Source organism: Herbiconiux daphne (assembly GCF_024979295.1).
Lineage (GTDB): Bacteria > Actinomycetota > Actinomycetes > Actinomycetales > Microbacteriaceae > Herbiconiux > Herbiconiux daphnes.
The window spans coordinates 201,591-222,798 of sequence record NZ_JANLCJ010000001.1; the positions used below are offsets into that span (position 1 = coordinate 201,591).

General features: G+C 70.1%; 22 protein-coding genes and 3 tRNA genes. 15 read left to right on the forward strand and 10 right to left on the reverse strand.

What is annotated here, in order from left to right; genetic code table 11:
• The first annotated feature begins 5 nt into the window (after positions 1-5).
• Complete coding sequence (locus N1032_RS01015) at positions 6-1,028, forward strand: LacI family DNA-binding transcriptional regulator (RefSeq protein ID WP_259536904.1); 1,023 nt, start codon at positions 6-8, stop codon at positions 1,026-1,028.
• Positions 1,029-1,142: 114 nt separating this feature from the next.
• Here N1032_RS01015 and N1032_RS01020 read toward each other — a convergent pair whose 3' ends face one another.
• The 4 genes from N1032_RS01020 to N1032_RS01035 form a co-directional block, all read right to left on the reverse strand.
• A complete protein-coding gene (locus N1032_RS01020) occupies positions 1,143-1,724 on the reverse strand; it encodes an SOS response-associated peptidase (protein ID WP_259536905.1) in 582 nt (193 codons plus the stop codon).
• Between the two features lie 53 nt (positions 1,725-1,777).
• Positions 1,778-2,644, reverse strand: a complete 867-nt coding sequence (locus tag N1032_RS01025) for a spermidine synthase (RefSeq protein WP_259536907.1) — start codon at positions 2,642-2,644, stop codon at positions 1,778-1,780.
• Positions 2,641-4,143 carry a winged helix DNA-binding domain-containing protein gene (locus N1032_RS01030; RefSeq protein ID WP_259536908.1) on the reverse strand — a complete coding sequence of 501 codons (1,503 nt, stop codon included), beginning with the start codon at positions 4,141-4,143 and terminating at the stop codon, positions 2,641-2,643. The genes N1032_RS01025 and N1032_RS01030 overlap by 4 nt, the downstream gene beginning before the upstream one ends.
• A 160-nt stretch (positions 4,144-4,303) precedes the next feature.
• Complete coding sequence (locus tag N1032_RS01035; protein ID WP_259536910.1) at positions 4,304-4,822, reverse strand: anthrone oxygenase family protein; 519 nt, start codon at positions 4,820-4,822, stop codon at positions 4,304-4,306.
• Positions 4,823-4,997: 175 nt separating this feature from the next.
• Between N1032_RS01035 and N1032_RS01040 the strand changes: the two genes are divergently transcribed.
• The 4 genes from N1032_RS01040 (at position 4,998) to N1032_RS01055 (ending at position 9,349) form a co-directional block, all read left to right on the forward strand.
• The gene (locus N1032_RS01040; protein ID WP_259536914.1) at positions 4,998-6,122 is read left to right on the forward strand and encodes an ABC transporter ATP-binding protein; all 1,125 of its coding nucleotides are present in this window, start codon (positions 4,998-5,000) and stop codon (positions 6,120-6,122) included.
• Positions 6,119-7,750, forward strand: a complete 1,632-nt coding sequence (locus N1032_RS01045) for an ABC transporter permease (RefSeq protein ID WP_259536915.1) — start codon at positions 6,119-6,121, stop codon at positions 7,748-7,750. The genes N1032_RS01040 and N1032_RS01045 overlap by 4 nt, the downstream gene beginning before the upstream one ends.
• Before the next feature lie 19 nt (positions 7,751-7,769).
• Positions 7,770-8,240: a GbsR/MarR family transcriptional regulator gene (locus N1032_RS01050; RefSeq protein WP_259536917.1), complete on the forward strand. Its 471-nt coding sequence runs from the start codon at positions 7,770-7,772 to the stop codon at positions 8,238-8,240.
• Between the two features lie 311 nt (positions 8,241-8,551).
• On the forward strand, positions 8,552-9,349 hold the full coding sequence (locus tag N1032_RS01055) for a M15 family metallopeptidase (protein ID WP_259536918.1): 798 nt from the start codon (positions 8,552-8,554) through the stop codon (positions 9,347-9,349).
• Between the two features lie 48 nt (positions 9,350-9,397).
• On the opposite strand, the gene N1032_RS01060 is transcribed toward N1032_RS01055, so the two are convergent.
• From N1032_RS01060 to N1032_RS01080, 5 genes are all read right to left on the reverse strand, one after another.
• Positions 9,398-9,613 (reverse strand): multidrug transporter, encoded by a 216-nt coding sequence (locus N1032_RS01060; RefSeq protein WP_259536919.1) that lies wholly within the window; start codon positions 9,611-9,613, stop codon positions 9,398-9,400.
• Positions 9,614-9,927: 314 nt separating this feature from the next.
• Entirely contained in the window at positions 9,928-10,359 is a 432-nt protein-coding gene (locus N1032_RS01065; RefSeq protein WP_259536920.1) for a hypothetical protein, read from the reverse strand.
• Between the two features lie 149 nt (positions 10,360-10,508).
• A tRNA-Phe gene (locus N1032_RS01070) sits at positions 10,509-10,581 on the reverse strand.
• Positions 10,582-10,660: 79 nt separating this feature from the next.
• Positions 10,661-10,737: transfer RNA gene (locus N1032_RS01075), tRNA-Asp, on the reverse strand.
• Between the two features lie 43 nt (positions 10,738-10,780).
• Positions 10,781-10,853, reverse strand: a tRNA-Glu gene (locus tag N1032_RS01080).
• Positions 10,854-11,065: 212 nt separating this feature from the next.
• On the opposite strand from N1032_RS01080, the gene N1032_RS01085 reads away from it, so the two are divergent.
• On the forward strand, positions 11,066-12,334 hold the full coding sequence (locus N1032_RS01085) for a M23 family metallopeptidase (protein ID WP_259536921.1): 1,269 nt from the start codon (positions 11,066-11,068) through the stop codon (positions 12,332-12,334).
• Positions 12,335-12,347: 13 nt separating this feature from the next.
• On the forward strand, positions 12,348-13,637 hold the full coding sequence (locus N1032_RS01090; RefSeq protein WP_259536924.1) for a peptidoglycan DD-metalloendopeptidase family protein: 1,290 nt from the start codon (positions 12,348-12,350) through the stop codon (positions 13,635-13,637).
• Positions 13,638-13,835: 198 nt separating this feature from the next.
• On the opposite strand, the gene N1032_RS01095 is transcribed toward N1032_RS01090, so the two are convergent.
• Positions 13,836-14,330, reverse strand: a complete 495-nt coding sequence (locus tag N1032_RS01095) for an inorganic diphosphatase (RefSeq protein WP_259536925.1) — start codon at positions 14,328-14,330, stop codon at positions 13,836-13,838.
• A 69-nt stretch (positions 14,331-14,399) separates the two neighbouring features.
• Between N1032_RS01095 and N1032_RS01100 the strand changes: the two genes are divergently transcribed.
• The 8 genes from N1032_RS01100 to N1032_RS01135 all read left to right on the forward strand — a co-directional run bounded on the left by N1032_RS01100 (position 14,400) and on the right by N1032_RS01135 (position 21,205).
• Positions 14,400-15,626 carry a tRNA lysidine(34) synthetase gene (locus tag N1032_RS01100; protein ID WP_259536926.1) on the forward strand — a complete coding sequence of 409 codons (1,227 nt, stop codon included), beginning with the start codon at positions 14,400-14,402 and terminating at the stop codon, positions 15,624-15,626.
• Between the two features lie 16 nt (positions 15,627-15,642).
• Positions 15,643-16,197, forward strand: a complete 555-nt coding sequence (hpt, locus tag N1032_RS01105; protein WP_259536928.1) for a hypoxanthine phosphoribosyltransferase — start codon at positions 15,643-15,645, stop codon at positions 16,195-16,197.
• Between the two features lie 127 nt (positions 16,198-16,324).
• The gene (ftsH, locus tag N1032_RS01110; RefSeq protein ID WP_259536930.1) at positions 16,325-18,337 is read left to right on the forward strand and encodes an ATP-dependent zinc metalloprotease FtsH; all 2,013 of its coding nucleotides are present in this window, start codon (positions 16,325-16,327) and stop codon (positions 18,335-18,337) included.
• A 7-nt stretch (positions 18,338-18,344) separates the two neighbouring features.
• On the forward strand, positions 18,345-18,968 hold the full coding sequence (folE, locus tag N1032_RS01115; RefSeq protein ID WP_259536931.1) for a GTP cyclohydrolase I: 624 nt from the start codon (positions 18,345-18,347) through the stop codon (positions 18,966-18,968).
• Positions 18,965-19,786: a dihydropteroate synthase gene (gene folP, locus N1032_RS01120; RefSeq protein WP_259536934.1), complete on the forward strand. Its 822-nt coding sequence runs from the start codon at positions 18,965-18,967 to the stop codon at positions 19,784-19,786. Before folE ends, folP begins: the two co-directional genes overlap by 4 nt.
• Complete coding sequence (gene folB, locus N1032_RS01125) at positions 19,783-20,214, forward strand: dihydroneopterin aldolase (RefSeq protein ID WP_259536935.1); 432 nt, start codon at positions 19,783-19,785, stop codon at positions 20,212-20,214. Before folP ends, folB begins: the two co-directional genes overlap by 4 nt.
• Positions 20,211-20,756 (forward strand): 2-amino-4-hydroxy-6-hydroxymethyldihydropteridine diphosphokinase, encoded by a 546-nt coding sequence (gene folK / locus N1032_RS01130; protein WP_259536936.1) that lies wholly within the window; start codon positions 20,211-20,213, stop codon positions 20,754-20,756. Before folB ends, folK begins: the two co-directional genes overlap by 4 nt.
• Positions 20,753-21,205: a DUF3180 domain-containing protein gene (locus N1032_RS01135; protein WP_259536937.1), complete on the forward strand. Its 453-nt coding sequence runs from the start codon at positions 20,753-20,755 to the stop codon at positions 21,203-21,205. Before folK ends, N1032_RS01135 begins: the two co-directional genes overlap by 4 nt.
• Positions 21,206-21,208: the final 3 nt, after the last annotated feature.

Here is a 21,208-nt window from a genome sequence, read left to right on the forward strand (position 1 = left end):
AACCGGTGAACGACGCCTCCTCGAAGCCCTGGACGATGCAGCAGATCGCCGCTGCCGCCGGCGTGAGCGTGACGACGGTGTCGCACACCCTCTCGGGCAAGCGCCCGGTCAGCAGCGAGACGGCCTTGCGCATCCGGGGCCTGATCGACCAGTTCGGCTATGTTCCGGATGCCGGCGCGCGGCGGCTCAAGTCGGGGCGGAGCGGCATGATCGGTCTCGCCGTGCCCGACATCTCGCACTGGTACTTCGGCCGCATCGCGCGGGGCGTGGAGGAGCTGGCGAACGAGCGCGACTACGGGCTCATCATCTGCAGCACGTCGAACAGCGACCCGCGGCGCGAGAAGCGCTACTTCAACCTGCTGCGCACCCGCTCGATCGAGGGCCTCGTCTACACGGCGAGCCGCGAGATCTCGCCCACCGACGAGCTCATGCGCATGGCGTCGTCGAGCTCGCCCATCGTGCTCGCCGACGAGGAGGTGGTGGGGCTGCCGGGCGTGCCCTCGGTCACGTCGCTCAACTTCGCCGGGGCCCAGGCCCTCGGCCGGCACCTGCGCGCCCTCGGCCACACCCGCGCCGTGATCGTGGCGGGCTTCGCGGGGCTGCGGTCGACCGTGGAGCGCGTGGCCGGCATCCGCGAGTCGTTCCCCGACGCGATCGTGGTGCACGGCGACTTCGAACTGCAGTCGGGCTACGACCTGGTCGACGAGCTGCTGGCGCAGGGGGTGGGGTTCACGGCCCTGTTCGGCTGCAACGACTACATGGCGGTGGGTGCGATGCGACGGTTGCACGAGGCGGGGCTGCGGGTGCCGCACGACGTGTCGGTCGTGGGCTTCGACGACGTCGACATCGCGGGCGTCATCACACCCGGGCTCACGACCGTGCGGCAGGACATGCTCGAGATCGGCCGGCGATCGGCGCAACTGTTGATCGAGGGCCTCGACGCGGGCAGCATGCGCGGCATCCCGTCGGTGACCCTGCCCGTCGAACTCGTGGTGCGCGGGTCGACCGGCCCCGTGGCGGGCGAGTGAGGTGACGGGCGCGCCCTTGTTGTTCCGCCCCGCCCGTCAGGACCGGCGCGGAGACGCAGACGGGGCGCGCTCGCGGGCGGCGCCAGCTCGTTGGCCTTGCCGCGGGCCCGGCGGTCAGACCGTGATCGGCTCGATGAGGGTCGCGTCGTCTTTCGGCACCGAGGTGTCGCGCACGTTGTTGACCCGTTTCGACACCGGGTAGGTCGTGATGGTGCCGGCGACGGTGAGCGACGAGCGGTCGAGCATCGCCACGAGGCCGTCCTTCTCCTTGGAGTCGTCGATCTTGAGCGGCTCGGTCCAGGTGTCCCATACGTCGGGGGTGAGGAACACGGGCATGCGGTCGTGCACCTCGCCCGAGGCATCCGCTGCTTCGCGGGTGATGATGGTGAACGAGAGCGTCCACTCGTCGTCGACCTTCTTGAGCTCGTAGAGGCCGGCGGCGGCCAGGATGTTCTCGGGGCCGTGGATGTAGTGCGGCTGCTTGCCGTTCGCCGTCTGCTCCCACTCGTAGTAGCCGTTCATCGGAACGATGCAGCGCCGCTGCGCGAACGCGTTGCGGAACAGGCCGTTCGTCGCCACGCTCTCGAGGCGCGCGTTGATCGGCGCCGGGCCGCCGGGTTTCGCCCAGGCGGGTTTCAGCCCCCAGGTGGCGGAGTCGATCTCGCGCACGCTCGCCCGCTTTCGGGCTCTCTCCATCTTCACTCTTTTCGGACCCGACGTGTCGCCGGGCCGAGTCGACCCGACGCGCCTCAGTGCCCCGGTGGATCGAGTGGCCCGTCGCAGCTCGAGAGCACGACTCCCGGGTGCGGACCCGCACGGCGCAGGGCGTCGGCCCACTCGAACACCGCCGGCGATCGCGAGGCCACGACGACCGCGTTGCCCGCCCACCCCTCCGTCAGCACCGATGCCGGACCGAGCACGAGCACGTGCGCGAACACCGGCGCAAGAGCGTGCAACTGTCGGTTTAGGGCGGGCAGCTCGTCGTCGTCGGCGATGTTGATCACGAGCACGCCGTCGGGGGCGAGCAGGCGCTCGATGCCGGCGAAGAACGGTGTGGTCTGCAGATGCGCCGGCGTCGTCGTGCCGTGGTAGAGGTCGCTCACCACGAGATCGGCCTGACCGCCCAGAAAGGGGGCGAGGTCGGCGACGCGTTCGGCCGCGTCGCCCGGATGCACCGCGAGATCGGTGCCGGCCGGCAACGGCAGATGCTCTTCGACGAAGGGCACGAGGTCGGTCTCGAGCTCGACGACGTGCTGCTCGGAGTCGGGCCGCGTCACCTGCAGGTAGCGCACGAGCGTCAGTGCACCGGCGCCGAGGTGCACCGCCGTCACCGGTTCGCCGGGGGAGCGCAGGCGGTCGACGACGTTGCCGATGCGGCGCATGTAGTCGTAGAAGAGGGTTCCGGGGTCGTCGAGAGCCACGTGCGACTGCGCCGACGCGGCGATCGAGAGCACGAACGATCCGGGCACGAGCGGATCGGCGACGATCTCGGCGAGGTCGCCGCTCGGGTGCAGCGTCGTCGATGCACCGGATGCTTTGGACGGCCCGGATGCTCCGGATACTCCGGACGCCCCGGATGCCGCCGCCGCGCCGCTCGGGCCGGGCGCGCGGGTCACCGGCTCGCCTTCCTCGCGCTGCCCCCACCCGTGGCGGAGCTCTTCGCCGCGCGAGTGCCGCCGACGGCAGCTTTGCGAGCTGCGCCGGTGGGCCCGTCGGTGGTGGTGGTCTTCGGCGCATCGTCGGGGGCGACTCCGGGAGCCGCGGTCGTGCGGTCGCCCGAGGCGGTGCTTTCAACCGCGTCCCCACCGGCGTCGATGCTCGTGGCCGCGGTCGGGGTTGAACTCGTGGCCGCGCGGGTGTGGGCGCCATCGGGGCCGGCGGCGGTGAGGGTCGCGGCCATGCCGAGGAAGTCGCCGTAGCGGTGCACCTCGCGCTCGAGGGCGGCGTGTTCGGCGGCGGTGAGCGTGGTGAAAGGCTCGACGGTGACGGTGGCCTTCGTCGTGGTGACCGATCGCTTCCAGGTGCCCACGATCTCGGCCCGCGACACGATCATCGGAAGGAAGATGCCGTTGTTGCCGGGCACGACCCGGTCGGCGAACTCCGGGGCGACCGCCGGCGACCGGCTCTGGTAGCCGAGCAGGTACTCGTCGAAGCCGGGCAGGGCGTACACGTCGGGCCGGCCGCGGCGCGAGGGCGCGGCATCCGTCGCCGTGGTCGCCGTCGATGTGGGCGCCGAAGGGGTGGGGGAGGCGACCCAGTAGTCGGTCTCTCCGATGCGCACCTCGTCGAGGCGGTCGCGCGCTAGCTCGAGACCGCGTTTGGCGTCGGCGACCGAGGTCTTCGACCACCAGCAGAAGTCTTTGAGCGTTGCCGGGCCGTGGCCCGTGAAGTAGCGCAGCACGAACTCGGCGAGCGAGTCGTCGCGGCTCGGCTGCCAGCGGGGTGGCGCCCATTCGTCGAGCAGTACGAGTGCCTGCTGGGTTCCGCGGGTGGGGCCCCAGCACACCAGGCCCTCGTGGGCGAGCAGCCAGATGAGGTGCACGCCGCGCTGAGCCGTGGTCTCCACCCGCGCCGACTCGAGCAGGGCGAAGAACTCGTCGCGCGAGAGGGCGGCGCCGCCGCGCAGTTCGCTCGTGGCGACCTCGCGGGCCCGGTCGATCACGGCGTCGTCGATGCCGAGCTGCCGTTGTCGTGCGGCCGTGCTCGACACCGTGCGCCGGGCGGTGAGGGAGAGCATCCAGCGCAGGTCGTCGGGGGTGGTGAAATGCAGGGTTCCGCGCATGGGCCACGACCGCACCACCTCGGCGCGGTCAAGGGCATCGTTCACGTCAGCGCGCGTCGACCCGGGCGCCCGCACGCCGAGCGCCCACACTCCTTGCCCGAAGTCTTGCGCCTGCACCGCGAGCAACTGCCGCACCGCCCCCGCGACCGTGCGATCTGGATCACTACCCGTGCCCGCGCCCGTGCCGGTGCTTTCGCCTGCGCCGCTGCTCGTGCCAGTGCCGGTGCCCGTGCCCATGCTGCCCGTGCCCGCGCGCGGCGGCGCGATCCACTGCGACTCCAGCCGCCGCTGCAGCAACTCGCGCGCGGCTCGCGCTCCCGCACCACTCACCATGCGCCCAGTATGCCGCTCGCCGCCGACCTCCGGCCGGTTGCGGCCGCCATCCCCCTCGAGAAGTCAGAATCCGTGCCAAAAGCGACTACTTAGCACCCAAAAGTGACTTCTCGAGGGCGGGCGGGCGCGAGCGCCCGACCGCGCGCCCGCCCGCGGCCGCTCAGCTCGGCAGGCCCACGAGCACGAGCGCGGCCGCCACGCCGAACAGCACCGCCGCCACGGCCCCCGCGAGCGCGCGCACGTGGTTGCCGCGGGTCCACTCGAGGGCGTAGCGCCGCCACAGGTCGAGCCCCGCAGGAGTGGCGGCATCGGCATCCGCCAGCGCGTTGTTGCGCGGCACGTGGAACCCCACGGTCACGGCCACCACCCCGATCAGATAGACCGCCTCGCCCGCGACCGCCCACCACAACGCGAGGCCGGACCCCGTCACCGCGAGCAGAATGCACGCGGCCAGCCCCGCGAGCAGCGTGCCGAAGAGGGTCACCATGAGCGGCGGGCGCACGGCCGTTCGGTTGATCGACTGCATCACGACCAGCCCGGATGCCGCCGGCGCCTGCTCGAGGCCGCGCATCACGAACCCCGAGAACGCGAAGAACACCCCGGCCACGACGGCCGCGCCGAGGGCCGTCGCGCCGCACAGCGCGGCGACGATCTCGAGGCTCACGGAGGTCTGGCTCACGAGCCGGGGCTGCACGCGATCATGTTGTCATTCTCGATCACGAGTGCCTTGATGGGAAGCAAGACGTCTCCTGTCGTCTCGGGTATGCGACAGGAGGCGTCGCAGCTACTTGCGCCAGTCAAATCCGTCGCGTCCGACAATTCACAAATTTGTGAAACAAGCGTAGCGTGCTGCCATGGACACCGTCGTCGAGGTCTCGGGCCTCGAGAAACGATTCGGCCGCGTGCGCGCACTCGACGGCCTCGACCTCTCGGTGCGGGCGGGGGAGGTGCACGGCTTCCTCGGGCCCAACGGCGCCGGCAAGTCGACCACGATCCGCATCCTGCTCGGCCTCGCCCGCGCATCCGCCGGCACCGCCCGCGTGTTCGGCCGTGACCCCTGGTCAGACGCCGTCGCCCTGCACCGCCGCCTCGGCTACGTTCCTGGCGACGTCAACCTCTGGCCCAACCTCTCGGGCGGCGAGGCGATCGATCTGATCAGTCGCCTGCGCGGCGGCACCGCCGACAAGACGGCCTTCCGCGAACGCAAGCAGCGCCTCATCGACGTCTTCCAGTTCGACCCCACCAAGAAGGGGCGCGCCTACTCCAAGGGCAACCGGCAGAAGGTCGCTCTGATCGCGGCGTTCGCCACCCCCGCCGACCTGCTCATCCTCGACGAGCCGACCAGCGGACTCGACCCCCTCATGGAAGCCGTCTTCGACACCGAGGTGCACCGCGCCGCCGCCGAGGGCACCACGGTGCTGCTCTCGAGCCACATCCTCTCCGAGGTCGAGCAGCTCTGCGATCGCGTCACGATCATCCGGGCCGGTCGCACCGCCGAGACGGGAACCCTCGCCGACCTCCGCCACCTCACCCGCACCGAGGTCTCGTTCGCCGTGGACGGGGTTCCGGATGCCGCCGCGCCCGCTTCCCCGGATGCCGTCGCCCCCGATGCTCGCCCCGCCGCCGCGCCCGGCGCCGCGCCCGCTTCCCTGCAGGCCGCGGCGCCCGCCCCGCGGGAAGCCGCCGCCCACCGCCACGCCGGACCGCAGTCCGACCTGCGCGACCTCGCCGCCGCGCTCCCCGGCGCCCACGATCTCGCCATCGACGCCGGCCGCGCGCACTTCACCGTCGACAGCGATGCCCTGCCCCCGGTGCTCGAGGCCCTGGCCCGACTCGACGTGCGCGGCCTGACGGTGGCTCCGCCCTCGCTCGAGGAGCTCTTCCTGCGCCACTACGGCGACCACCCCGCGCGGCCCGACCCTGCCGACCGGCAAGCTCCTGCCCCCACCATCCCCCCGACAACCGACCCCCGACCATGAACGCTGACGCCCTCGCCCTCCTCCCGGCGCTGCTCCGCCAGCGCCTGCGCCGCGACCGCTGGCAGCTCGCGTTCTGGATCCTCGGCACCGCCCTGCTCGCCCTCTTCGCCGCGGTCGCGGTCGCCGACAGCTACGCCGACGAGACCGAGCGCAACCAGATCCTCGCGCTCGCCATCTCGAGCCCGGCCATCCTCATCCTGCGCGGCCTCCCCCAGGGCGGCGGACTCGACGCCTTCGTGTTCTTTGAGATCTTCACCTACCTCGCCCTGCTTGCCGCCCTGATGAGCACCTTCCTCGCCGTGCGCCACTCCCGCGGCGAAGAGGAGTCGGGTCGCGCCGAACTCATCGCCAGCACCCCGGCCGCCCGATCTCTGCCGACCGTCGCGACCCTCGTGCACGGCGTGCTCGCCAACCTCGTGCTCGGCGCGGCCGTGTTCGCCGGCCTCGCCCTCGGTGGAATGGCCGTCGACGGCTCGCTCGTCACCGGTGCCGCCACCGCCGCGGTCGGCATCGCCTTCGTCGCCGTCGGGCTCCTCGCCGCCCAATTCCTGCGCACCTCCCGCGGCGCCAACGGCCTCTCGGTCGCCCTCGTCGGCACCGCATTCCTGCTGCGCGGCATCGGCGACGCCCTCGGCACGCCGACGGGCCCGCTCGAACTCCAGAGTGCCTGGCCCAGCTGGCTGTCACCCATCGGCTGGGCCCAGCACACCGGCGCCTACACGTCGAACACCCTCGTTCCCCTGCTGCTCGACCTGGCGCTCGCGGCCGTCTGCGTCACCGTAGTGTTCGTGCTGCAGGCCCATCGCGACAGCGGCGCGAGCCTCGTGGCCGAGCGGCGGGGGCGAACGGATGCCGCGGCGGCGCTCTCGGGGTCGTTCGGCCTCGCCTGGCGACTGCAGCGCGGAGCGATCGTCGCGTGGGCCGCGGGCGGAGCCGCCTTCGGGCTGCTCGCCGGCACCCTGGCGAGCCTGGTCGAACAGGCCGCGTCGCAGGACGCGGCGGTCGCCGACTCGTTGCAGAGCGTCGCGGGGGCGGGAGGATCGATGACCGAGACCCTGATCGCCGCGCTGTTCAGCTTCGTGGGCGTTCTGGCCGCGGCGTGCGCCACCCAGGCGGTCATCCGCCTGCGTCAGGAGGAGTCGGCGGGCACCGCCGAACTGCTGCTCTCGACCCCGCTCTCACGCGTGCGCTGGCTCGTCGACTACCTAGCCCTCGGCGTCGCCGCCATCGCGATCGTGCTCGTCGTCGCGGCCGCGGCCGCGACGGCCGGGCTGCTCTCGGCGGGCGAAGACGTGAGTCTCGTGGGCCAGTCGTTCGCCACGGCGGCCGCGCAGCTGCCCGCCGCTCTCAGCTATCTCGGACTGCTGGCACTCCTGTTCGTGCTGATGCCGAAGGCCACCGTCGCGGTGGGCTGGGCCTTCGTCGCGTTCGGCGTCGTGGTGGGCAACTTCGGCGGCCTGCTCGGCCTGCCCGACGGTGTGCGCGACCTGTCTCCCTTCACCCACACCCCGGTGGTCTCCGCGGCGGAGCCCGACTGGGGTGGGGGAGCGTGGCTCATGGGTGTCGCGGTCGTGGCGGGGGCGGCATCCGTTGTTCTGATGCGGCACCGCGAACTGAACACCGCGTGACCCGTGAGAGGCTGAGCAGATGGCACGGGACGAAGACGCGCTGCGCACCGCCGTCGAGCAGTCGGCGGCCGTGCTCATCGCGGCCGGGTTTCCCAAGATGCCCGCCCGGGTGCTGATGACGCTGCTCGTGTCAGACGACGACGGGCTCACGGCGTCGGAACTCGCCGAGACCCTCGGGGTGAGCGCCGCCGCGATCTCGGGGGCGGTGCGCTACCTGCAGACGTTCGGCGCGATTCGGCGCATCGCGCGCTCGGGCAGCCGTCGCGATCGCTACGAGCTCGTCGAGGACACCTGGTACACGGCGTCGCTCAAGACGAGTCCGATGTATGCGCGCCTCGCCGCGCTCGCCGAGAACGCCTCGGCGGCGATCGGTGAGCCGGCGTCGGCGGCGAAGGCCCGGGTCGACGAGATGGCGAGGTTCTACCGGTTCCTCGACGCGAGGCTGCCCGAACTGATGGCCGAGTGGGAAGAGCAGCGTCTGGGCCGCTGAGGAGCGGGCCTCGACGTATCCGCGCCGGTGGCGCACCCGCGCCGATGGCGCACTCTGCAAGCGGTCGATCTGCCGCGGCCGGTTAACGGAGGATGCGGCGCCCCCGGTATTCCGCGAGCACCGCATCCGACCCCCCGCCCCAGTCAGACGAGTCCGCTGCATCCGGTCCCGATTCCCGATGCAACTTGAGACTTCAATATCGCATACCCAAACCCAAAACGCCACCGATTATTTCGGTGCTTTACGTCGCCGCGCCGGAGTTCTACGCTCGGCGTCAAGAAGTTCTCGTGCGCCGCTGAGGGGGCAGGCAGATGGTCGACTTCGACGCGGTGCCCAACGGGCGCTACGACCTGGCCACACTGGCCCAGGTCGAGCCCGGAATCTTCCTTCGCCCCGAGGCGGCGGCGCAATATCGAGGGGCGCTGGCCGATTACGAGTCGCAGACCGGCTCATCGGGTTCGTCGTCGGAGGGCTACCGGCCGCTCGGGGCCCCGGGCGATCTGGCGGCCGGCACCGTGAACACGCAGTGGTACTGGTTCGAGATGTACGGGTCGCCCCGCGCGGCCGTTCCGGGCACGTCGAACCACGGCCGGGCGCTCGCGGTCGACATCAACGACTGGAGCACCTACGGCGACAGTTCGACCGCCCTGTTCCAGACGTTCAGCGGTGTCATGGAGGCCTACGGCTTCAGAGACGACGTCGACGACGAGCCCTGGCACTGGCACTACATCGGATCGCCGGCGGTCATCGCGCCGGCCTTCAACAGCATCATCGCGATCATTCCGGAGGATGACATGTTCAACGACGACGACCGGCGCCTCGCCGAGGCCACGAACCGCGGCATCGTCGATGCGATGGTGAGGCTCTACCGCATCGAGAACAAGCTCGACCAGGCACTCACCTGGATCGGCATCAACAAGTGGGCGCTCACCGGCAACGAGAATCCCGACGCCGGGCTGCGATCGATGGTGGCGCGCGTGCTCAACGAGGTCGCCGACGACGTAGGTGAGGTGCAGCGTCAGATCGACATCGTCAATGCGACGCTTCCGGATGTCGCGATCGAACCGGATCTCTCGGTGATCGAGGCGCCCGTGCGGCGCAAAGAATAAGGAACAAGGAGCACGAGTCGGGAGGAGCGCCGTAGCGCAGGGGCCGGCTCAGTCGTCGTCGTCGTTCTCGTCGGGGCCCTTGCCGGGCCGGAACTGGGCGTCGTCGCGCCAGTCGATTCGCTTGGTGCCGTCGGCCGTCACGCTCACATCGATGCGGGGCGCGGCATCCGCCTCGGTCGATTTCGGCGCCGACGTCAGCTGGTCATGGCGCTTCTCGGCGGCATCCGGTTCGTCGCTCAGTTCACGGTCGTCGCTCACGGTCATGGCTCCATCCTGGCCCGGATGCGACTCCCGCGCCGATCAGCGTTCTTCTTTCGAGCTTCGACGAGCCGGTCGGGTGCGCTCGACGGCGTCGTCTGCTCGGTGCAGAACGCCAGACCTGCGAGCAGCCCGGTAGAGATGACGAAACGATGTGATCGCCAGGAGGATCGTGCCAGGCACCGGTGTCGAAAGGTGCAGATCGGCGCTCAGGAGCGTGCCGAACATGGAGACAAGGGTGGCATCCGGCACCGGACCGGGTATCTGCGCTGCGCGTCGACTACACGCCAGGCTGAATTCGACGGGACGGTCAGAGTCTCTCAGCGCGCGGTGAAGCGGTGCGTTTCCTCTGACCCCGCTCCTTTTTCGTAGGAGTACTTCCAGCCGTCCCACTCCTCGCCATCCGAAAGATCGTCAGAAGCCCCCGGATAGTTGGTCTGCTCGGTCAGGCAGTCCACGTCGCCCAGCATGGTCAGCGCGATCTGAAGCGAGCTCGGGCTATCGCTTGTCTTTGGCTTGCCGTTCCCGGATAGGGCATCGTTCAGGTCGTCGCCGAGTGAAGACGCAATGCGGGCGTTGTCGCCCTTGAGTTCCACCAGGACCGACGACCCGTCGACCTTCATGATGCCGTAATCGTCATCGCCGGAGCATGCGTCGTACGCAGCTTGGGCTTGGGCGTTGCTTGCACAGCCCGAAAGCAGTAAACCGAGGACGGCGGCGCCCGTCGCGGATACGATCATTTTCGTTTTCATGTGATTCCCCCTCAGAAATGCTGAGGGGCAGCCTACCCGTGCAGTCGCGCTGGCACCGGAAGCCCTTCGGATACACCTTCGGATACACTGCAGGACGCGACCGACATAAAAGAAACCCCCGCCATGTAGAAGCTAGGCGAGGGTTCCCGTGGCTCCGACCGGCATCGATCCGGTGACCTTTCGATTTTCAGTCGAACGCTCTACCAACTGAGCTACAGAGCCGAAGCGGCGATTCTCGTGTCGTTGCCGACATGTCGTCGCTTCTAGCGAAAAGCCCTTCCGGTGTGGAAGGGCTTTCGCCTGGCGACCCTGACGGGACTTGAACCCGCGACCTCCGCCGTGACAGGGCGGCACGCTAACCAACTGCGCTACAGGGCCTTATGTGTTGTTCCTATTGTATGTGTTCTCGCGATCGTGCTTGTGACCCCAACGGGATTCGAACCCGTGCTACCGCCGTGAAAGGGCGGCGTCCTAGGCCGCTAAACGATGGGGCCGCGCGCGACAACTCATCGAGTATGCCACAACTGCTGCACCGGAACCAATTCGGCTCGAGTTGTGCACATTCGCGGGAATGTCCGTGCGTTCTCGCCGCCCACGCTTTAGATTGGCGGGAGCACTGTGACAGATGTGACGGATGCGCAGCCTCGCCTGTCGAGATCGCGCACCGACGCCGCGAAATCGGTGCCGCACCGCACGTCAGGGAGACATGATCACCAGCACCACGGCCGGCAAGCCGAATCGCACGCGAATCCGCCGGCGAATTCGCGACACGGTGGCGACGACGATCGCCACGGTGGCGCTCGTGCTGTCCGCCGGGGTGGTGTCGGGCCCGGCCTACGCCGACGACGACTATCCCAGCTGGGACGACGTGAAGAACGCCCAGGCCAGCGAGTCGTCGAAGCAAGAAGAGGTCACCCGCATCCAGGGCCTGATCGAGACCATGAACTCCCAGGTCGCCGAGGCGCAGGCCGTGGCCACCCAGCGCGGCGATGAATACCAGGCGGCCCAAGAGAAATACGACACGGCGAACTACGTGGCGGCAGAGCTCGAGGCCCAGGCGGCCGACGCGTCGACCCGGGCGGATGCCTCGAACCGGCAGGCCGGCCAGCTCGCCGCCCAGCTCTCCCGCACCGGCGGCAACGACCTCTCGTTCAACCTTTTCGTCGGCGGCGATCAACTCTCGAGCGACCTGCTCTACCAGCTCAGCGCGATGTCGAAGCTCACCGAGAAGACCTCGCAGATCTATGCGCAGGCCGAGCAAGACCGCAACACGGCCACGGCGCTCACGGCCCAAGCCACCGTCGCGCGAGACGAACTGCGCGGACTCGCCGACGAAGCAGCCCGGTTGCGCGACGAAGCGGTGGCCGCGCAGCAGGCGGCCGAGGCCGCGCTGCAAGAACAAGAAGACCATCAGGTCGAACTCTCGGCGCAGCTCACGGTGCTGCAAGAGAACCGCGCCGCCACCGAGGCCGACTACCAGAAGGGCGTCGAGGCTCGAGCGGCCGCCGCCCGCGCCGCCGCGGCATCCGGTCTCGCCACCCTGCCGTTCATCGCGGCGAGCGGGTGGGCGAGCCCGTTCCCGGGCGCGTTCTCGTCTGACGAATACGGAATGCGCGTCAACCCGGTCGACGGCGGCTACCGACTGCACTCGGGCATCGACCTGGTCTACAACGGCGGCACCTGCGGCGCCTACGTCTACGCCGCCGCCGAGGGCCTCGTGAACTTCGCCGGCTGGAACGGCGGCTACGGCAACTTCATCCAGATCGACCACGGTGGCGGCATCGCCACGGCGTATGGGCACAACACGCAGCTGCTGGTCGGCAACGGCGACTACGTGCAGGTGGGCCAGCCCATCTCGCTCGCCGGCACCACGGGCAACTCCACCGGCTGCCACCTGCACTTCGAGGTGCGCGAGAACGGCACCGCCATCAATCCGCGACCGTTCATGGCCGCCCAAGGCATCGAATTCGGATAGAGACCATCACCACATGACGCTCGACACCCGACGACCCGCCCCGCCCGCCCGCCGCCGACCGTTGTCGAGGCTCGTGGCCGCCGTGACGCTCGCCGCCGGCATCCTCGCCGTCGACGTGCTGCGCGGCGAATCCGCCGCGGCGGTCGACTACCCCACGTGGGACGACGTGCTCGCCGCCCGAAGCAGCGAGGCGACGAAGCAGGCCGAGGTCGATCGCATCCAGAGCCTGATCGGGCAGCTGCAGTCCGAGGTCGAGGCCGCGCAGGCCTTCGCCGTGCAGAAGGCCGACGAATACTCGGCGGCGCAGGATGCCTACGACCTCGCCTCGTTCCGCGCCGGCGAACTCGCGGGGCAGGCCGAAGAGGCCCGGGCTCGCGCCGACGCGTCGAACAAGCAGGCCGGGCTGCTCATCACCCAGTTCACGAGGGCGGGCGGCGCCGATCTCACGCTCAACCTCATCGTCGCGGGCGACGAGAGCGACGATCTGCTCTACCAGCTGGGCGCCATGAGCCAGCTGTCGCAGAAGACCGGTCAGCTCTACGAGCAGGCGACGCAGGATCGCAACACCGCCGATTCGCTCACCGACCAGGCGGTCGTCGCCGAAGCCGCGCTCGGCGATCTCAAGGTGGCCGCCGAGCTGGCGTTCGCCGAGGCCACGGCCGCGCAGGAGCGGGTGGAGGCGGCTCTCGCCGAGCAGCAGGCGCAGGGCGCCGTGCTGGCCGAGCAGCTCGAGGCGCTGAACGCCGCCACGGCGAAGACCGAGGTCGAATACGAGAAGGGCGTCGAAGAACGCCGCAAGGCCGAAGAGGCGCGGCTCGCCGCTGAGGCGGCCGCCCGCGCAGCCGCGGCAGCGGCGGCGGCCGAGGCAGCGGGGGCGGGCGGAGGACCCGGCCCATCGGTCAACGGCTGGTCGAGCCCGTTCCCGGGCGCCCGGGTCACCGACGAGTTCGGCAGCCGGTTCCACCCGATCTTCCACGAGTGGCGACTGCACGCCGGCATCGACCTCGGCTACAGCGGCGGCCGCACCTGCGGGGCGCCGGTGTATGCGGCGGCGGCGGGCACGGTCATCCAGGCCAGCTACAACGGCGGCCTCGGCAACTCGGTCACCATCAGTCACGGCGGCGGGTTGACCACGGTCTACGGCCACAACTCGTCACTGAACGTCGGCCGAGGTCAGGATGTCGGTGGCGGCGAGATCATCGCCTACGCAGGCACCACCGGCTCCTCCACCGGCTGCCACGTGCACTTCGAAACCCGCGTCAACGGCTCCCCCCAGAACCCGAGAAACTACGTGGGATTTTGAGTTTGGCGGGAGGGACGCGCGCGGCTCCTCCGCATCTACCGACACGCGAGGCAACGGCAGCTCAGGCCGCGGGCCGCGCCCGACGACCCAGGGTGAGGCCGTGGCCGCGCGAGCGACCGCGGCCTCACATGTCGCGACGCGCCGGGCAGGGACCGGCGCGTCCCGTGGAGGCCGCGCGCAGCACGGCCCCCACGGCAGCTAGTGGCTACCTTCTTCGGCGAGCTTCTTGAAGCCGGCCTCGACGATGGCCTCGGCTTCGGCGGCGTTGCCCCAGCCCTCGATGTTCACGAACTTGTTCGGCTCGAGGTCTTTGTAGCGCGCGAAGAAGTGCTCGATCTCTTTGCGGGTCTGCTCGGGAACGTCATCGATGTCCTGGATGTGCGACCAGCGCGGGTCTTTGAACGGCACCACGACGACCTTGGCGTCGGAGCCGGCCTCGTCGCTCATGTTGAGCACGCCGACGGGGCGCACCTTGATGCCCACGCCCGGGAACGTCGGGTACTCCAGCAGCACCAGCGCGTCGACGGGGTCGCCGTCGAGGCCGAGCGTGTTCTCGAAGAACCCGTAGTCGGTCGGGTAGACGAAGCTCGTGAACAGCACGCGGTCGAGGTAGACCCGGCCGGTCTCGTGGTCGACTTCGTACTTGTTGCGGCTTCCCTTGGGAATTTCGACGACGACGTCGTACGCGGCCATAGGTGGGGCTCCCTCGTGTGTGATCTGCAGCGCTCGAATCGGCGCCCGAAACTGCAATAACGTTACTGGATGCACCCGCCCGAGCGCCGCCCGCGCCTCACGCCCGCGATCGCCGACGTGCGTCGCGCGGTGCGCGACACGCTCGCCGAGGCGGCACTCGCGCCCGACGACCTCGTGCTCGTGGCCCTGAGCGGCGGCCCCGACTCCCTCGCGCTCGCGGCCGCGACCGCGTTCGAGGCGCCTCGCGCCGGGTTGCGGGCCGGTGCGATCATCGTCGACCACTCCCTGCAGGAGGGGTCGGATGCCGTCGCCTCCCGCGCCGCCGACCAGGCACGTTCCCTCGGCCTCGCGCCCGTGCTCGTCACCCGCGTGCAGGTCGGTGCCGTCGCCCGCGCGTCGGCGTTCGGTGCCGAGCGAACCCGTGGTGGGCCGGAGGCGCTGGCCCGCGACATCCGCTATGCCGCGATCGACCGGGCGGTCGTGGAGACAGGCGCTCGGGCCGTGCTGCTCGGGCACACCCTCGACGACCAGGCCGAGACCGTGCTGCTCGGCCTCGCCCGCGGTGCCGGGGCCGCGAGCCTCACCGGCATGGCGCGTTTCACCCCGCCACCCGGAGCTGCCGCCGACGCGCACCATGACCACGGTCGCGCCCCCGCCCCCGCCCCCGCCGCTCCAGCCGCCGCGGCTGGCAGCGCCGGCGTCACCCCCGCGCCCACCCGGCCCGCCCACGTCGCGCCCGGCACCCGCATCCGCCCCCTGCTCGGCATCCGTCGGGCCACCACCGAGGCGTTCTGCGCCGACTCCTCGCTCACGCCCTGGCACGACCCCCACAACGACAGTCCCGACTACGCGCGCGTGCGGGTGCGCCGCAGCGTGCTGCCCGTGCTCGAGGCCGAGCTCGGGCCCGGCATCGCCGAGGCCCTCGCCCGCACCGCCGACCAGTTGCGCGAAGACGACGACACCCTCCATGACGTGGCGATCGAGACCATCGAAGACCTCGTCGAGCACGCCGAGGCGGGCATCGCGGTGTCGGTGGGCGCCCTCGAGGCGAACCCTCCGGCACTGCGCAATCGCATCATCCGATATGTGGTCGAGAGCGAGTTCGGGGTGTCGCTGTCGCGTGCGCAGACCCTCGCGGCGGTCGCACTGGTGACCGACTGGCACGGCCAGAAAGGCGTCGACCTGCCAGGGATTAGAGTGGTGCGGCAGGCCGGCCGTCTCGAGTTCTCCCGGGTGCATCCGGGCGCCACGGCAGGCGATGCCGCGGCAGGCGACACCGCGGCCGGCGACGAGTAGCGAGAGAGAAGAGTTCATGGACATCAGCGACGTTCAGTCCGACATCACCGAGGTGCTGCTCACCGAGGAGCAGATCGCCGAGAAGATCGGCGACCTCGCCCGCCGCATCGAGGCCGACTACACCGACGACGACAACCTGCTGCTCGTCGGCGTGCTGCGCGGTGCCGTGATGGTGATGGCCGACCTCGCCCGCGAACTGCGCGTGCAGCTCAACATGGACTGGATGGCCGTGAGCTCCTACGGCTCCGGCACCCAGTCGAGCGGCGTCGTGCGCATTCTCAAAGACCTCGACACTGACATCTCTGGCCGCAAGGTGCTGATCGTCGAAGACATCATCGACTCCGGTCTCACCCTGTCGTGGCTGCTCGCCAACCTGCGGTCGCGCGGTGCGGCATCCGTCGAGATCTGCGCGCTGCTGCGCAAGCCCGAGGCCGTGAAGGTCGAGATCGACGTGCGCTACATCGGCTTCGACATCCCGAACGCCTTCGTCGTCGGCTACGGCCTCGACTACGCCGAGCGCTACCGCAACCTCAAGTCGATCGGCGTGCTCGCCCCCCACGTCTACTCGTAGCCGGCGCGCAGCGGCACACGTTACGCCCACGGGGAACATGGAGGCGGCGCCCAGTGCGCGACGGGTACCCTTGCACCACGACATAAGCACCGTGCCGACCCTGCCGGCACCAAAGCGATGAAGAGACATGAACGCGAAACGCATCCTTCGATCTCCCATTCCGTACATCCTCCTGGGTGCGATCGCGCTGTGGATCGGCTTCAGTCTGATCACCGCCGTCGGCTACCAGCAGGTGACGACGCAGGAGGGGCTCGGGTTCCTCTCGAGCGGCAAGGTCTCCGAGGCCACCATCATCGACGGTGAGCAGCGCGTCGACATGACGCTCTCGAGCGCCGACGACAAGTACGGCTCGAAGGTGCAGTTCTACTACGTGGCGCCCCGCGGCACCGAGGTCGTGAACGCGGTGACGGATGCCAATCCGTCCGACGGCTTCAACGACCAGGTTCCCCAGCCCAACTGGTTCCTCTCGGCGCTCGGCCTGTTCTTGCCCATCATCCTCATCGCCGCGTTCTTCTGGTTCATGCTCTCGGGCATGCAGGGTGGCGGCAACCGCGTGATGCAGTTCGGCAAGTCGAAGGCCAAGCTCGTCACGAAGGAGTCGCCGAAGGTCACCTTCGACGACGTCGCCGGCGCCGAAGAGGCGCTCGAAGAGCTCGAAGAGATCAAAGACTTCTTGAAGGAGCCGGCGAAGTTCCTCGCCGTCGGCGCGCGCATTCCCAAGGGCGTGCTGCTCTACGGCCCTCCCGGCACCGGCAAGACCCTGCTCGCTCGCGCCGTCGCGGGTGAGGCGGGCGTTCCGTTCTATTCGATCTCGGGCTCCGACTTCGTCGAGATGTTCGTGGGCGTCGGCGCGAGCCGCGTGCGCGACCTGTTCCAGCAGGCGAAAGAGAACTCCCCCGCCATCATCTTCATCGACGAGATCGACGCCGTCGGCCGCCACCGCGGCGCCGGCATGGGCGGCGGTCACGACGAGCGCGAGCAGACGCTCAACCAGCTGCTGGTCGAGATGGACGGCTTCGACGTGAAGACGAACGTCATCCTTATCGCGGCCACGAACCGGCCCGACATCCTCGACCCCGCCCTGCTGCGCCCGGGCCGCTTCGACCGCCAGATCGGCGTCGATGCCCCCGACCTCAACGGCCGCAAGAAGATCCTCGAGGTGCACGGCAAGGGCAAGCCGCTCGCCGCCGGCGTCGACCTCGAGGTCGTGGCCCGCAAGACGCCGGGCTTCACCGGCGCCGACCTGGCCAACGTGCTCAACGAGGCCGCGCTGCTCACCGCGCGCAGCAACGCGCAGCTCATCGACAACCGCGCCCTCGACGAGGCCATCGACCGCGTGATCGCCGGCCCCCAGCGCCGCACCCGCATCATGCGCGACCAGGAGAAGCTCGTCACCGCCTACCACGAGGGCGGCCACGCGCTCGTGGCCACGGCCATGAACTACACCGACCCGGTCACGAAGGTCACCATCCTGCCCCGCGGCCGTGCCCTCGGCTACACGATGGTGCTGCCGCTCGAAGACCGCTACTCGGTGAGCCGCAACGAGCTGCTCGACCAGCTCGCCTACGCCATGGGCGGCCGCGTCGCGGAGGAGATCGTGTTCCACGACCCCACCACGGGCGCGTCGAACGACATCGAGAAGGCCACCGGCACCGCCAAGAAGATGGTGACCGAATACGGCATGACCGCGACCCTCGGCGCCGTCAAGCTCGGCAGCGCGTCGGGCGAGATGTTCCTCGGCCGCAACATGGGCCACGAGCGCGACTACTCCGAGAGCCTCGCCCAGCAGGTCGACGCCGAGGTGCGCGCCCTGATCGAGTCGGCGCACGACGAAGCGTGGGCGGTGCTCAACGACAACCGCGACATCCTCGACCGCCTGGCCGCCGAGCTGCTCGAGAAAGAAACGCTCGACCACGACGAACTGGCCGCCATCTTCGAGGGCGTGAAGAAGCTGCCGTTGCGCCCGCAGTGGCTCTCGAGCGAGAACCGCCCGGTGTCGACGCTTCCTCCGGTCGCGTTCCCCGCGGCCAAGGCGCCCATCGACGGCCAGGCCGTCGACGGCGGAGTCGACTCCGACCCCGAGCCCGAGTCGAAGCCCAAGCGCGCTCCGCGCATCAAGCCCCGCCCCGCCACCGCCTAGGCCCACCGTGGCACATGTCGATCGGCTGAGGATCGAGGCCGCGGTCGCCGAGATCCTCGCCGCGATCGGCGAAGATCCTCGGCGCGACGGCCTGACCGACACCCCGCGGCGCGTCGCCGACCTCTACGCCGAGCTGTTCGGCCAGGTCGGCGTCGACCCGGCCGCGGCCCTCGGCACGTCGTTCGCGGCGCCCGCTGCCGAGCAGACCCCGGATGCCGCCACCGCACGCCCCGGCGCCACCGACGACCTCGTGCTCATGCGCGACATCACGTTCCGCTCCGTGTGCGAACACCACCTGCTGCCCTTCGAGGGCGTCGTGCACGTGGCCTACCTGCCCGGCGAGACGCTCGCCGGGCTCGGCTCGATCGTGTCGGTGGTGGAATCGGCGTCGTCACGCCCGCAACTGCAGGAGCGCCTCACCGACGACATCGCCGACGCCATCGACCGCGGTCTCGCGGCCCGCGGGGTGCTCGTCGTGATCGACGCGAAACACGGCTGCGTGACCGCACGCGGCCCCCGCCAGACCTCGAGCACCACCGTAACGCTCGCCGCCCGCGGCGCGCTCGCCGACCCCGCTGCCCGGGCCGAGGTGACCGCGCTCATCGCCGCCGCGAGAGGAGGCGAGCAGTGACCGAGATCCTCGGCATCCTCAACGTGACGCCCGACTCGTTCAGCGACGGTGGGCTGTGGCTCGATCGCGACGCCGCCGTGCGGCACGCGCTCGGCATGGTGTCCCGCGGCGCCGACATCATCGACGTCGGCGGCGAATCCACCCGCCCGGGTGCGGCCCGCGTCGCGATCTCCGAAGAGCAGCGGCGTGTGCTGCCGGTCGTGCGCGAGCTGGTCGGCCAGGGGGTCACCGTGAGCATCGACACCATGAACGCCCAGACCGCCTCCGCCGCCCTCGACGCGGGAGCCACGATCGTGAACGACGTCTCGGGCGGCCTCGCCGACCCCGAGATGGACGACCTCGCCGTGCACTCGGGTGCCCGGTTCGTGGTGATGCACTGGCGCGGCCACAGCGACGGCATGAACGACCTCGCGCGCTACGACGACGTGGTGGCCGATGTGGTCGGCGCGATCGAATACCGCGTCGCCGAACTCATCGTCAAGGGAGCAGACCCCGCGAAGCTGATCGTCGACCCCGGGCTCGGGTTCGCGAAGAACGGCGGCCACAACTGGCAGCTGCTCGGCCACCTCGACCGGCTCGCCGCGCTCGGGCTGCCGGTGCTGGTGGGTGCGTCGCGCAAGCGTTTCATCGGCGATCTGCTGCCGGGTGGGGCACAGTTGGTTGAGCGCGATCTCGCGTCGGCGGTCGTGGCCGCTCTGGCGGCCCACGAGGGGGTGTGGGGAGTGCGGGTGCACGACGTGTCGATCACCCGCGCCGCGCTCGACGTCACCGACGCATGGGCCCGGGGATCAGGGGCCCGGGGAAGAGGAGATTCATGACGCAGGCACACACGGCGCACGACGACGACCTCGACGTGCTCACCCTCACGGGGCTCGAGGTGTTCGCCAACCACGGTGTGTTCGATTTCGAACGGGCCGAGGGCCAGCGTTTCGTGCTCGACGTCTCGGCGTGGCTCGACACCGCCGCCGCGGCATCCGGAGACGACCTCGGCCAGACGGTGCACTACGGTGAACTCGCGGTCGAGATCGTCGAGGCGGCGTCGAACGACCCGGTCGACCTGATCGAGACCCTCGCGGAGCGCATCGCACAGGTCGTGCTCGCGCACGCCGCCGTTCAGCGCACCCGGGTGGTGGTGCACAAACCGGATGCGCCGATCACCGTGTCGTTCGCCGACGTCACGATCGCGATCACGCGCACCCGCAGCCGCACCCGCCCCGGCTCGAGCGCGGGGGAGGCCGCCGCATGAACGGGCGACCCATTCCGAGTGTCGACCGGCGCTTCATCCGGTTGCCGGCCGTGCTGGCCTTCGGCAGCAACCTGGGCGACCGCGAGGGCACCATCCGCGCGGCCCTCGACGACCTGCGCGCCACCGACGGCATCGAGGTCGTGAGCGTCTCGCGTCTCTATCAGACCGCCGCCGTGAAGCCCGACGGCATCGACCACGACGCGCCTGTCTACCTCAACGCCGTGGCCCTCATCCGCACGAGCCTGCAGCCCGAACAGCTGCTCGAGGCCGTGAACCGCATCGAGCACGAGCACGGCCGCGTGCGCGCCGAGCGCTGGGGCGATCGCACCCTCGACATCGACATCGTCGCCTTCGCCTCGATCGTGCGCGACACCGAACGGCTCACCCTGCCGCACCCGCGCGCCGCCGAGCGCGACTTCGTGCTGGTGCCGTGGCTCGAGATCGATCCGGATGCCACGCTGCAGGGCTACGGGCGAGCCGACCAGCTGCTCGCCGCCATTCCCCAATCGACGCTGCGCATCTATGCGGGGGAGAGCCGGTGAGGCACACGCATCCGCTCACCGTGGTGATCTTCACCGTGGTCGGGCTCGCCGCCGGCTTCGTGCTCGAGGTGGGGCTCGCGGCCGCCGGTCAGCCCGTTCTCATTCCGCCCTACACGCTCACCATCACGCTCGTGGCCGCGGCCGTGATCGTGGTGGTGCTCGCCATCCCCATCCGCCGCGCCATCCGCGGGGTGTCGAACACCCGCATCAACCCGTTCCGGGCCATGCGCATCGTGGTGCTGGCCAAGGCCTCCAGCCTCGTGGGCGGCCTCATCGCGGGGTTCGGCGTGGGTGTGGTGGCCTTCTTGCTGACCCGCCCGGTGGTGGCCGATGTAGGCTCGTTGTGGCCGGGAATCGCAACCGCGATCGCCGGGGCCGTGCTTCTCACGGCCGGCATCGTCGCGGAGCGGTTGTGCACACTGCCGCCCGATGAACCCGATGCGAAATGAGAG

Excerpts from the sequence above, each read along its gene's own strand:
- folK (WP_259536936.1), top strand. The coding sequence starts at position 20,211 with ATGAACGGGCGACCCATTCCGAGTGTCGACCGGCGCTTCATCCGGTTG.
- ftsH (WP_259536930.1), top strand. The coding sequence starts at position 16,325 with ATGAACGCGAAACGCATCCTTCGATCTCCCATTCCGTACATCCTCCTG.
- N1032_RS01060 (WP_259536919.1), bottom strand. The coding sequence starts at position 9,613 with ATGACCGTGAGCGACGACCGTGAACTGAGCGACGAACCGGATGCCGCC.
- N1032_RS01050 (WP_259536917.1), top strand. The coding sequence starts at position 7,770 with ATGGCACGGGACGAAGACGCGCTGCGCACCGCCGTCGAGCAGTCGGCG.
- N1032_RS01065 (WP_259536920.1), bottom strand. The coding sequence starts at position 10,359 with ATGAAAACGAAAATGATCGTATCCGCGACGGGCGCCGCCGTCCTCGGT.
- N1032_RS01055 (WP_259536918.1), top strand. The coding sequence starts at position 8,552 with ATGGTCGACTTCGACGCGGTGCCCAACGGGCGCTACGACCTGGCCACA.
- hpt (WP_259536928.1), top strand. The coding sequence starts at position 15,643 with ATGGACATCAGCGACGTTCAGTCCGACATCACCGAGGTGCTGCTCACC.
- folB (WP_259536935.1), top strand. The coding sequence starts at position 19,783 with ATGACGCAGGCACACACGGCGCACGACGACGACCTCGACGTGCTCACC.
- N1032_RS01020 (WP_259536905.1), bottom strand. The coding sequence starts at position 1,724 with ATGGAGAGAGCCCGAAAGCGGGCGAGCGTGCGCGAGATCGACTCCGCC.
- N1032_RS01030 (WP_259536908.1), bottom strand. The coding sequence starts at position 4,143 with ATGGTGAGTGGTGCGGGAGCGCGAGCCGCGCGCGAGTTGCTGCAGCGG.
- N1032_RS01040 (WP_259536914.1), top strand. The coding sequence starts at position 4,998 with ATGGACACCGTCGTCGAGGTCTCGGGCCTCGAGAAACGATTCGGCCGC.
- N1032_RS01095 (WP_259536925.1), bottom strand. The coding sequence starts at position 14,330 with ATGGCCGCGTACGACGTCGTCGTCGAAATTCCCAAGGGAAGCCGCAAC.
- N1032_RS01090 (WP_259536924.1), top strand. The coding sequence starts at position 12,348 with ATGACGCTCGACACCCGACGACCCGCCCCGCCCGCCCGCCGCCGACCG.
- N1032_RS01085 (WP_259536921.1), top strand. The coding sequence starts at position 11,066 with ATGATCACCAGCACCACGGCCGGCAAGCCGAATCGCACGCGAATCCGC.
- N1032_RS01045 (WP_259536915.1), top strand. The coding sequence starts at position 6,119 with ATGAACGCTGACGCCCTCGCCCTCCTCCCGGCGCTGCTCCGCCAGCGC.
- N1032_RS01100 (WP_259536926.1), top strand. The coding sequence starts at position 14,400 with ATGCACCCGCCCGAGCGCCGCCCGCGCCTCACGCCCGCGATCGCCGAC.